Annotated in this window: 11 protein-coding genes; 6 read left to right on the plus strand and 5 right to left on the minus strand. The window is 43.6% G+C overall.

From position 1 onward, the window contains the following. The first annotated feature begins 238 nt into the window (after positions 1-238). The 3 genes from GPLA_RS07020 to GPLA_RS07030 all read left to right on the plus strand — a co-directional run bounded on the left by GPLA_RS07020 (position 239) and on the right by GPLA_RS07030 (position 3,393). Positions 239-931, plus strand: a complete 693-nt coding sequence (locus GPLA_RS07020; RefSeq protein WP_007104169.1) for a substrate-binding periplasmic protein — start codon at positions 239-241, stop codon at positions 929-931. Between the two features lie 165 nt (positions 932-1,096). Next, positions 1,097-2,149, plus strand: a complete 1,053-nt coding sequence (locus tag GPLA_RS07025; RefSeq protein ID WP_007104170.1) for an aldo/keto reductase — start codon at positions 1,097-1,099, stop codon at positions 2,147-2,149. A 59-nt stretch (positions 2,150-2,208) separates the two neighbouring features. Beyond that, on the plus strand, positions 2,209-3,393 hold the full coding sequence (locus GPLA_RS07030) for an acyl-CoA dehydrogenase (RefSeq protein WP_007104171.1): 1,185 nt from the start codon (positions 2,209-2,211) through the stop codon (positions 3,391-3,393). On the opposite strand, the gene GPLA_RS07035 is transcribed toward GPLA_RS07030, so the two are convergent. The 5 genes from GPLA_RS07035 to GPLA_RS23570 are packed head-to-tail and all read right to left on the minus strand — an operon-like array spanning position 3,350 to position 8,452. Continuing rightward, positions 3,350-5,506 (minus strand): putative bifunctional diguanylate cyclase/phosphodiesterase, encoded by a 2,157-nt coding sequence (locus tag GPLA_RS07035; RefSeq protein ID WP_007104172.1) that lies wholly within the window; start codon positions 5,504-5,506, stop codon positions 3,350-3,352. The genes GPLA_RS07030 and GPLA_RS07035 overlap by 44 nt on opposite strands. Next, positions 5,503-6,006, minus strand: a complete 504-nt coding sequence (locus GPLA_RS07040) for a Rab family GTPase (RefSeq protein ID WP_040514115.1) — start codon at positions 6,004-6,006, stop codon at positions 5,503-5,505. The genes GPLA_RS07035 and GPLA_RS07040 overlap by 4 nt, the downstream gene beginning before the upstream one ends. Before the next feature lie 16 nt (positions 6,007-6,022). Beyond that, positions 6,023-7,792: an OmpA family protein gene (locus GPLA_RS07045; RefSeq protein ID WP_007104174.1), complete on the minus strand. Its 1,770-nt coding sequence runs from the start codon at positions 7,790-7,792 to the stop codon at positions 6,023-6,025. 8 nt (positions 7,793-7,800) lie between these two features. Next, positions 7,801-8,334 carry a hypothetical protein gene (locus GPLA_RS07050; RefSeq protein ID WP_007104175.1) on the minus strand — a complete coding sequence of 178 codons (534 nt, stop codon included), beginning with the start codon at positions 8,332-8,334 and terminating at the stop codon, positions 7,801-7,803. Next, positions 8,300-8,452, minus strand: coding sequence for a hypothetical protein (locus GPLA_RS23570; RefSeq protein ID WP_007104176.1), 153 nt, complete (start codon positions 8,450-8,452; stop codon positions 8,300-8,302). Before GPLA_RS23570 ends, GPLA_RS07050 begins: the two co-directional genes overlap by 35 nt. A gap of 102 nt (positions 8,453-8,554) precedes the next feature. Between GPLA_RS23570 and GPLA_RS07055 the strand changes: the two genes are divergently transcribed. The 3 genes from GPLA_RS07055 (at position 8,555) to GPLA_RS07065 (ending at position 11,755) form a co-directional block, all read left to right on the plus strand. Next, on the plus strand, positions 8,555-10,153 hold the full coding sequence (locus GPLA_RS07055; RefSeq protein ID WP_007104177.1) for an AbgT family transporter: 1,599 nt from the start codon (positions 8,555-8,557) through the stop codon (positions 10,151-10,153). A gap of 88 nt (positions 10,154-10,241) precedes the next feature. Further along, a complete protein-coding gene (gene hemH / locus GPLA_RS07060) occupies positions 10,242-11,324 on the plus strand; it encodes a ferrochelatase (protein ID WP_007104178.1) in 1,083 nt (360 codons plus the stop codon). Then, positions 11,324-11,755 (plus strand): DUF4112 domain-containing protein, encoded by a 432-nt coding sequence (locus GPLA_RS07065; protein WP_007104179.1) that lies wholly within the window; start codon positions 11,324-11,326, stop codon positions 11,753-11,755. Before hemH ends, GPLA_RS07065 begins: the two co-directional genes overlap by 1 nt. The last annotated feature ends 75 nt before the right edge of the window (positions 11,756-11,830 follow it).

Raw genomic sequence — 11,830 nt, forward strand, 5'->3', positions numbered from 1 at the left:
TCGCACAGTTGGTGCTGGCGTAGTATCTAAAATTCTATAATCGTTTAGATTAAGCATGTTAATTAAGGTCACTTAGGTGGCCTTTTTTTATGCCTGTAGAAAGGTAAAATGGCTTTAGATCTACAATGGCGCGTTGGTATTGGCTTCTACTGAGAGCTGCAGCGCATTTTGTTTTCGCTGTACTTCGCATAGTGATTGGGTATTATTATCCAAGTGAACCGTAAGCTACTGATGAAAAATGATTAAGCCGTTAACTATCTATTTATTTTTAGGATTATCTTTTGCTCACTTTTTCGCTCAAGGCAGTCAAGCCACTATCGTTCTAAAAGTGGGAGTTCCTGCCTTTCCGCCTTTTGCATACCTAGACGAAAATAATCAATTATCGGGTGCAATGGTGGATTACTTTGACCTACTCGAACAGGACACAGGATATAGATTCGATATTATACTTGAGCCTTATTCCCGAGTTATCGCGGATGTTAAACAAGGTAAATTAGATCTTGCGGTTATTTTTCGTAATGCTCAGCTCGAAGGTTATGCAGATTTCATTGGTCCTGTGTCAAAATCGAAGGTGATTGTTTTACCGCAAGCCGAAAAAAATCTGGTTGATTATGGTCAGTTACTGTTACTTGATCATATTGGGGTTGTTCGAGGGGCAAGTTTTGCTAAACGTTTCGATGAGGATGCTCTGTTAAAGAAGCTTTCAATCAGCGATTACGCCCAAGGGCTCAATTTGTTGCATTTGAATCGCGTTGACGCCGTAGTGGGTTCATTAGAAGGACTCGAATATAATATTTTAGCATCCGGTAAAGCGTTTGAAGACTATGGTCAACCATTGCTGCTGACGGAAAAAGAATACTGGTTGCATTTTTCTAACCTTTCTTCCAATAGGCATATTGCCCCTCGGCTAAAGCAAGCAATAGATAAGTAGTATCAAGCCGATCTCATCTACCAGCTATACCGCTCAGCTGACTCATCAAAGATAAAAACTGATGATGGCCAGTAATACTTGATCACATTTCAAATAAATTTTGCTTAAATAAAGTCAGTATACTACCTGAATTATCCCACCTTAGATTACAAACAAGGATTCAATATGAATTACTCGAAACTGGGCCGCAGCGGCCTAGCGGTGTCACGCGTATGCTTAGGCTCAATGACCTGGGGGGTGCAAAACACGCAACAGGACGCAGATGAGCAAATTGAGTTTGCCCTTGCACAAGGTGTGAATTTTATTGATACGGCTGAATTGTATCCTGTGCCGCCATCAGGTGAAAAGTATGGGCATACTGAAATGATCATTGGGGATTGGTTGCGCCGTCAACCGGAGCGACGTAAAGATATTATTTTGGCGTCAAAAATAGTCGGCCCGGGGTTATCTTATATTCGAGAAGGACGCAAGGTGTCAGCGGAGTCGGTTATACAAGCCGTAGATGCTTCATTGAGACGCCTAAATACAGATTATATCGACTTGTATCAATTACATTGGCCTAATCGTACGTCTCCTCATTTCGCTAAACACGCAGTGGGTCGAGTGAATTTCTCTGCTACAGACACCGCGGCTGAGACTGCGCAAATGTTGGAAATTTTGCAGGCGCTAAACACTTGTGTTGAACAAGGAAAAATTCGGTTTTGCGGGCTTTCTAACGAAACTCCTTGGGGATTACAACAGTATCTTAATCTAAGTGAGCAGTATAATTTACCGCGTATGGTGTCCATGCAAAACGAATTTAGTTTACTGCATGCTAAAGATTGGCCCTATCTCCTCGAGCATTGCGTCGCTGAACAGATAGCATACCTTCCTTGGTCTCCCCTTGCTGGGGGGGCTCTTAGCGGGAAGTATTTGAATAATCAACGCCCAGCGGGCAGTCGTTGGAGTTTTGAGCAGCGAAATGGCATTTTTAGGGACACAGCTAATACTGCCTTAGCCGTGGCGGGTTATGTGGATGTCGCAACAGCCCATGGCTTGACTCCGTGTGAACTTGCACTGGCATGGTGTGACGGTGTCGATGGGGTAACGTCTACGATTATCGGCGCCACGAATATGCTGCAACTCAGGGAAAACATAACCGCTTTTAGTAAGCCACTGAGTGAACAGGTTAAAACAGATATAGCCAGTGTGCTAAACCAATATCCAGCACCGTTTTAATTTTTATGAGACCACGGATATCAGTCTGTGGCCTTTCTTAGACACGCTTGGAGGAAAAGATGACTGAACATTCGATGGCTAAATTTAACTGGCAAGACCCTTTGAACCTCGACGCTATGTTAAATGATGACGAGCGTCTGATTCGAGATACCGCCCATCAATATTGTCAGCAAAAGCTAATGCCCAGAATATTGCAAGGTAACCGACACGAACACTTTGATCGCGACATTATGTACGAAATGGGTGAGCTCGGGTTATTGGGTTGTACTTTGCCGCAACAATACGGATGCGCAGAGGTTAACCATGTCAGTTATGGTCTGTTAGCGAGAGAAGTCGAGCGGGTTGATAGCGGTTATCGTAGTGCAATGAGCGTGCAGTCATCTTTGGTCATGTATCCTATCTTTACGTTTGGAAGTGATGAGCAAAAACAGCGTTATTTGCCTAAACTGGCGAGCGGCCAATGGGTGGGATGTTTCGGTTTAACGGAGCCAAACTCCGGCTCAGATCCCGGAAGTATGCTAACCCGAGCAGAAGAGGTCGACGGTGGATATGTCCTAAACGGTAGCAAGATGTGGATAACGAATTCACCGATAGCAGATGTCTTTGTCGTTTGGGGTAAGCTCAATGGGGTGATACGGGGATTCATTTTAGAAAAAGGCATGGTTGGATTGTCAGCTGCTAAAATCGAAGGTAAATTTTCGTTACGTGCATCTATTACCGGTGAAATCGTCATGCAAAGTGTTTTTGTCCCAACCGAAAATATTTTGCCACACGTACAAGGGTTAAAAGGGCCCTTTAGTTGTTTGAATAAGGCACGTTACGGAATAGCTTGGGGGAGTCTAGGCGCGGCAGAGTTTTGCTGGCATCAAGCTCGACAATACTGTTTAGACCGAGAACAATTCTCCCGACCACTGGCAGCCAATCAATTGATCCAAAAGAAGCTTGCCGACATGCAAACTGAAATTTCGATCGGGTTGCTGGCTTGCCTACAAGCGGGCCGTTTATTAGATATAGATTCACTTGCTCCAGAAGCCATTTCGCTTATTAAACGTAATTCCTGCGGTAAGGCGCTTGAGATTGCACGTATGTCCCGGGACATGCACGGTGCAAATGGCATATCGGATGAATTTCACGTTATTCGTCATGTGCTCAACTTAGAAGCGGTAAACACCTATGAAGGTACGCACGATGTGCATGCGCTTATTTTGGGCCGAGCGCAGACTGGCCTATCAGCGTTTGGTTAGCGGTTGTGGTTAGGTAGTCGCAAAACTGGGCAAAGGGTAATGGGCGACTAAATAAGTAGCCTTGGGCGAGATTACAGTGATTTAACTGCAAGAAGTTACGCTGTAATTCGGTTTCTACGCCCTCGGCAATGACATTTAGTTTTAAACTATGAGCCATGGCAATTATGGCTAAAATTATGGCTTTATCATTCTCATCATTGACTAAATCTTGAATAAAAGAACGGTCGATTTTTATATGATCGATTGGCAGCTTCTTGAGATATGAAAGTGAGCTATACCCAGTACCAAAGTCATCAATTGAAACACTGACTCCCAGTTTTCTTACTTCGGTCAATAAAAACTGCACTTTATCGTAGTTATCAACTAACACACCTTCTGTAAGCTCTAGCTCTAATTGATCCGGTTGGATGTGATTATTCTTAATTGATGTGCGAATAAAATCTAATAAATGTCTGTCGCTTATCTGCCGGGGCGATAAATTAACTGATAGCTTACAGTTCTGTCCCCTGTGATTAAGGGTGCTAATCATTTCACACGCCTTGGATATGACCCACTTGCCAATGGGAACGATCAAGCCTGTTTGCTCGGCAATAGGAATAAATTCGTCAGGGCCTATTTTTTCAGTGTCTAAACGGTTCCAGCGCAATAATGCCTCAGCCTTAAGAATAGTGCCGGTGGTAAGGTCGAGCATGGGTTGCAAAAACAACTCGAATTCATGATTGGTAATGGCATTTTGTAGGGCATTTTCTAACTCTATGATGCGCTGTGAAGCATCTTTGAGTTTTTGTGAATAAAACTGAACACTACTTTTAGTTGCTTTTTTGGCATTAAATACCGCAAGATCAGCAAATTTCATTAATGTTTCGGCGTCGTCCGCATCCCGAGGGAAGCTGGCAGCACCGATATTTAAGCCGATTTCACAATGTGTGCCGTTAGGCAAATAGAAGGGTTGGGTTGCGGTCTCAATCAGTATGTGGCCTAAATCGATACATTGCTGCTCGGTAACCGTTTTCTGACGAATAATGGCAAACTCGCCCCCGCCGATACGGGCGAGCATATCGCTGGCACTTATGTGTGGAGCAATGCGTTCGACCAATTCTTGGATGATTTGATCGCCTCTAGAATGACCATGAATTTCGTTAATGCGCTTAAAATTCTTAATATCCAAATACAGCAGGTAAAACGGCATAGCATTATTGACCGATTGCTCGAGCTGCATCCAAAAATACTGGCGATTCGGGATATCTGTTAGGGCATCATAATGAGTGAGTTTTTCGTTATTCTGTAAGAGATGTTTAACCTGAGAAATATCATTGACGATGAATACCCAGTGCGTGATTTGCTGAAAATCTGTTTTGACAGGATAAATAGCGAGTTTAAGCCATTTGCCATTACCTGGCGGTTGCAGCCAGAATAGCTCTCCACTCCAGCGACTTCCTGTACTGATCACTCTTTCAAACTCAGGATATTGCTTTTCAAATAGCTGCAAAATAAGTTGATAAGGTTCGGTTTCTGCCTGAGCCAATTGTGTGTCAAACACACTGTAAAGCGCGGGATTCTGGCTAATCGGTTGCAGGTTGGGTGACAAGATTGCTACACCGACTTCGGTTTTTTCGATGACTTCAGTAATAGGTTGTTGAATATTTTTAAGGGTAGTGGATTGATTCAGCAATTCATCTAAACGTTGATGAATATACTCTTGTTGGGCGACGATTTTATCGTTAGATAACAACAGCTCTCGAGCTGACTGTAAGGTTTTTTGCCGCTGCTTGAACAGATCTAGCACATTGTCAATAATCAAATAAAAGTCGCCATTATCCATAGTGGCGTAAGCATTTAATTTTAGCTCTTGGTCATTAATTTTTTCATTCCAAATGCCCGATTCTATTTTTCCGTAATCAGCATATTCCCAAAACTCCTCTGCCTGCATTAAAAAGTCATCTAAAAATGGACTGTCGCAAGGACTGGTAAAGCTCTTTTCTTGTCGTGCTTGGGGAAGCAATAAATCTATCCATTCATGCTCCGCATATAGGGTTTCATAATGATCCGCATCGAGTCGTTTAAATACACAACAATCGATGATCCCCAATGCTTTAAAAAGAGAGATATTCACTGTTCAGCCTCACTTAGTAACTTTTGAGCAAGTGTCGAAAATAATAGCTCTACGTTTGCTCCGCTTTTCGCGCTTGTATGGAACGTATGGCTAAATGGATGAGAAAGTTCCGCTAATTCATCTTCGCCCCAGTGCCAGGTACTATCTAAATCAGCTTTATTAATCGCTAAAATGGCGGGCACATCTGATACATCACGGGCGAGCTTGAAAATTTCAATGCCTTCAATAAGGGATTGAGATCGAGTATGATCGACGACTATGATGATTGCGGCAGCGCCCCTTATATACTTGGGCTGAAAGCCGCAATAGCGATCAATACCTTCTATATCCCAAAGCATGAGTTGCACAGAGTCGCTCTGACACTCAACACGTTTTTTATCAATCTTGACCCCGATAGAAGTAAGGTACTTATCAGAAAAAATCCCTTCTACAAATTGTTTTATGAGACTTGTTTTCCCCACTCCTGAGGCGCCTAGTAAGCATATTTTTTTTTGGATCATAATATATTGCTGTCCACTACCGCTGTGAGGCTTGGGTTGTTATTACGTTAAACAATACCTTGCGCGCACCATTACCCGCAGCAGGTACATCAATTATGCCAATACCAATGGCATTAAGTTTATCAGCGGGCATACCATAACCGTGCAGGGCATTCTTAACCTCTTGGGCACGTTTGATGCTCAACACTTCATTATAGGATTGAGAGCCGTTGGCGTCACTGGCACCAATAATAATAAAATTAATTTCAAGCTTGGCTTTACTTGCAAGGGTTAATAGCGATGCGCCCTGGGAGGCGATCAGCCTAAGTGCTTTCTTTGCTATAGGACTCAGTTGGGTGCTATTGCTAGCAAACTCCACAGATGTGCTATTGATTTGGCTAATTTTGAGATTAATAAGTGTATGAATACTAGTATCGTCATCGATATCTAAGTGTTCTGAGTCACTCACATTAATAGCGGCCAATACATCTTGAGTATTCACTAAGCCGGGTAATTTTGTTATGGCTGCTTTTAATTCATGTAACTGTTGTTGAGATAGCTCGCCTGCTAGTGTGAACGTATCGCCCGTTCCGGTTAAGGTTACACTAGGATATTGCACTAAAAGCGATTTCACGCGAGCTTGTATTATGCTGCTCTCTAAGGATAAGTAAGACTTCTCGGTCAACCTGACAGCTGGTTCTGGGATGTTATTTTCATGCAACCATAGGGTGATAGGTTGGGCGTGTGGGTCACGTAACACATCCAAAATAATATTTTGTATGCCGTCTCTATGAACTCGAACGAGCATTATACCCGGTTGCTGATTGATCCCTTGGATACGATCAACATAGCTTTGTATCATCCATAACTTGTATGCGTAGTAACTAGTGCCAAAAGCAACCAGTAACAAAATGGCCCAAGCCATCCATGGTTTTGACTTTTTTAAATTGGCTGATTCTTTTAGTTCAGATACTAGGCAGTCCATCAATTGTTGATCGCAGTCTGCGAACGGGGATGCATCACCATTAAATTTCCCCAAAGAACCTTCGTATAGATTATGAATTTCTTCTACGGTTAATTGCAACTGATCTGCGACTTTTTGTGGCATATTGCCGGTCACCGCCGCGACCAAAACTGCGCTTGGACCTGCCTTTACCACTAGGGTGAAATCGTCCGTTTTAACAATATCCAAACCTTGCTCGTTGCCATCTATATTGGGCTTAAACGAGTCCGATACGAAATCATTGATGGCCGTTAACATCGAAGAAATAAGATCGGCATCTTCTGACGTTTGCTGGTTGTAGGACACACTGTTAAGCAGTAAACCGGTTTCCCGATGAATCAAAAACACTTGTTCAACACGATAGTTAAATGTTTGGCTGGCAACGTAGTTTGCATAGGGTACGCCTGCTTGGCGCGCTTTAAGGCGCCAAGTTAAACCCTTAATCGTCAGGCTATTTTCGAGTAATTGATTGGTGCGTTCGATAAATTCGCTTAAAAATGCGGTCACCGATTTACGCACGACACTGCCGACTATAGGGTATAAATAGCCGACAAATTGTTCTTTACGATTCGCGACTGAGTATTCCACTGATTTATCAACCAGGGGCGCCATGACCTTTTTGACACTCCCGTCTTTGTCTTGACGATCTTTGAGGGCTTCTGAAAACACCTCAGCAACAATTTCTCTGGCCTTTGGACGTATGGCTTCAGTAATATGTTCGTTGTTTTTACCAAACAGAATCTGCCGCAATTCGTGAAGTTGCGGTTCATGTACAGACTCGTTATTACTTCCTTGGGTTGGCATGGCCGAGGTTACTCGTCATCGCCAGTTTCTAAGTTAGAGGCAACCGTTGCGAGTAACTTCGCCAGCGTTTTACGATCTGTCTTGGAAGAGTTCAGTTCATTGGAAACTTGAGTCAATTGCGCTAGTGCTTGCTTTAATTGTTCGGAAAACTTATTTGAAAGGGCATTCAAGTCATGATCAATGCGTTTATGTAATTCATCATTCTCTTGTTTACTCGCCGCTTCTGCCATTTCCAGTTCAGACGACAAATTTTTACTTAGGGTAAACAACTCATTTGCTTTGCTGTCTTGACCTTTGTCGGCATTAAGTAGCTTGTCTTCCAGTTGTTGCACGTGATGCTCAAGTGCACTCTGGAGTTGATTGAACTGCCGCGTGGTTTGTTGCTCAAGTTGTTTGAGCTGAGATTGTAGTGACTGCCCGAGTTGCGTCATTTTTTGCTCGAGGTCTTTTTGTGCATCCCCAAAAACGATCTGTCGAAGATGCGCTAATTCAGAGGCGGGTGATGATTTATCGTTTTTGTCTGGAGAATGCTTTTCTGTCATCTGAATATCCTTTTGGCAGTAACAATTTAAAGCTTAAATCTTTTATAACAATAAAGCGTTCTGCCTGATATATAAACACTTTTTTATCAAAAACTAAGCGTTTTGCACGAATATTCATCAGTAAATAAACACCCTTGTCTGAACTCTAACGTTTACTAAGTGAATTAGGTACTATAGGTGGGTAACCGTGAAATCGGATAAAAATAATTAAGGAGTCGGTTTGCAAGACGCTAACGAACAGAAAACTCAAACAAACCAAGACCGCCGTTCAGGGTGGTTTTCGAGGTTTTTGGCGACAGTTGAATGGTTAGGGAACTTACTCCCTCATCCCATTACGCTGTTCGCTTTATTGGCTATGTCGATTGTCATTATCAGTGGTATTTTAGGTTATTTTGACGTCAGTGTTGTCGACCCAAGACCCATTGACGCCAAGGGGCGAGCGCCCGATGGCATGATACAAGTAGTCTCGCTTTTTAATGCTCAGGGGCTGCAACGTATTGTTACCCACTTGGTAACTAATTTTACCGGATTTGCGCCACTTGGCACTGTCTTAGTTGCGCTACTTGGCGTGTCAGTAGCGGAACATTCTGGGCTACTGTCAACCGCGATGCGCGCTATGGTGATGAACGCATCGAAACGTATGGTAACTGTGGTTATCGTGTTGGCGGGTATTTTATCGAATACTGCATCTGAGCTGGGTTACGTGGTATTAATCCCTCTCGCGGCAATGATTTTTCATTCATTAGGTCGACATCCATTAGCGGGCTTAGCGGCTGCATTTGCGGGGGTTTCCGGTGGTTACAGTGCCAACTTATTATTAGGCACAGTGGATCCATTATTGTCAGGTATTACCGAAGCGGCCGCACACATGATCGATCAAGACTACGTAGTCGGGCCTGAAGTGAATTGGTACTTTATGTTTATCAGCACCTTTCTTATCGCGGGTTTAGGAGCGTTAGTCACTGAGAAAATCGTTGAACCGCGTTTAGGGAAGTATGATCCCAGTGAAGCGTCGATTGAATTGGGTAAGCAAGAGATGAGCGCCCCCAACGCTCAAGAAAAAAAGGCGTTACGTTGGGCAGGCGTTAGCTTCGTATTATTATGCGCGGTGTTAGCGTTAACCATAGTCCCAGAAAACGGCATTTTACGTCATCCTGAAACAGGGGCTGTGGCTGGTTCACCTTTCCTTAAAGGGATCGTCGCGTTTATCTTTGTTACGTTCGCTATCCCAGGTTTTGTGTATGGGAAAATAGCAGGCACCATGAAAAATGATAAAGACGTTATTAATGCTATGTCTAAAAGCATGGGCGCCATGGGGTTGTATATTACTTTGGTATTCTTTGCTGCTCAATTTGTGGCCTTTTTTAATTGGACAAATTTAGGCACAGTACTCGCAGTAAAGGGCGCAGAACTTATTCAAACCATAGGGTTAGATGGGCCCGGTGTGTTTATTTTCTTTATTTTAATGTGCGGTATGGTAAATCTATCGCTTGGCAGTGCATCTGCTCAGTGGGCGGTAACTGCACCAATCTTTGTGCCTATGTTAATGCTTGTGGGTTTTGCCCCAGAAGTGATTCAGGCTGCGTATCGAATTGGTGATTCAGTTACCAATGTGATTTCCCCTATGATGAGCTATTTTGGGCTGATATTGGCAATAGCGGCGCAATATAAGAAAGATCTCGGCATGGGCACGCTCATTGCTACTATGCTGCCTTATAGCCTCGTATTTATGGTGGGTTGGACGGTGTTATTCTATCTTTGGGTATTTATTTTAGGTATGCCAGTCGGACCCGGTGCTGACACTTATTACCCTGGTTAGCGAATGAAATAGCGGTGCAACAAGTCCGATTGAGATTTTACCGCGTACTTGTTGCACTGGTTTTTGAAAAACGAAGTTGAGTGTACGAATGAAATATCGCACTAATGGCACATTTTCCCATGAGCAAGAAGATAAGATTGGGGTTTTGATTACCAACTTAGGTACTCCTGAAGCCCCTGAGAAAGGACCCTTAAAACGTTATCTTAAAGAGTTTTTGTCAGACCCTCGTGTCGTTGAAGTGCCTAAGTTTATCTGGTGGATGATCCTGAATCTGGTGATCTTGAATATACGCCCCAGGCGCTCTGCACATGCGTATAGTACGGTATGGACGGAGCGGGGTTCGCCATTGATGTTTCATACACAGGACCAGGCCGATGCGCTTGCCCTTAGTATGAAACAAAGGTATGGCGACAAAGTGGTGGTAGATTTTGCCATGCGTTATGGCTCGCCTTCGATTGAGTCTGTCACCCAAACGTTACTTGAAAAAGGCGTACGTCAATTACTCGTGCTGCCGCTATATCCGCAATATAGTGGTTCAACGAGCGGTTCGACGTTTGATGCACTTGGTCAGGCGTTAAGGAAAATACGCTGGCTGCCAGATGTGCGTTTCATCAGCCATTATCATGATTTTACCCCATACATAGACGCGCTGGCTAAACGTATTGAGTTACACTGGCAAACTCATGGCCGTGCTGACAAGATTATATTTACTTATCACGGGATCCCTAAACGTTACCTTACCGCAGGCGACCCTTATCATTGTGAGTGCTATAAAACCTCTCGCCTACTGGCACAAAAGCTAGGATTAACAAAGGAGGAATACATGGTGACCTTTCAGTCCCGTTTTGGCAGGGAAGAGTGGCTACAGCCCTACACAGATCACACGTTAAAAGCGTTACCAGGCCAAGGCGTAAAGTCGGTACAGATGGTGTGTCCCGGATTCTCCGCTGATTGCTTAGAGACGATAGAAGAAATTGCTATTGAAAATCGTGATTACTTTCTCGAAGCAGGGGGGGAGCGTTACGAATATATAGAGGCATTAAATGCGCATCCGGAGCATATAGCGGCCTTGAGTGAGCTTATTGCGCGCAACCTTAGTGGATGGGATTTGCCTAAACGTAGCGGACTATTAAGTGCTCAGTTAGCGTCAGAGCTTGGAAGGGATAAATAATGTCATCATCTGAACTCAAAGCTCCTGATGCATTGCGTAAAGCACAGAAAATGGCACACCTGCTCGATTCCGCTATTGGCATACCCTTTACCAAAATTCGTTTCGGGTTAGACAGTATTTTGGGCTTGGTGCCGGGTTTGGGCGATCTTGTTGGCGTGGCATTATCGGCGCATATTATTCGCTTGGCGGCGCAGGTCGGCGCACCCTTATCATTACGTATTACGATGATCCGTAACGCCATTTTTGATTTTTTAATTGGCTTAATCCCGTTTATTGGTGATATTAGTGATATCTTTTATAAAGCGAATCGCAAAAATATTCGTTTATTGGAATCTTGGTGGATTAACACCCATCATGAACAAATTTCAAAACAGGCCGCTGGGCACTTAGCTGAGTGGCAAAAATCGACAGAACCGGGTAAGTACGACTAAAGTTAGCTCGTTTTTGAGCCTTAAGCGTCAAAAAACCGCCTTTTGTCTAATGTCAAAGCAACACTGTAAAATCTA

The organism is Paraglaciecola polaris LMG 21857, from assembly GCF_000315055.1.
GTDB classification, from domain to species: Bacteria; Pseudomonadota; Gammaproteobacteria; order Enterobacterales; family Alteromonadaceae; genus Paraglaciecola; species Paraglaciecola polaris.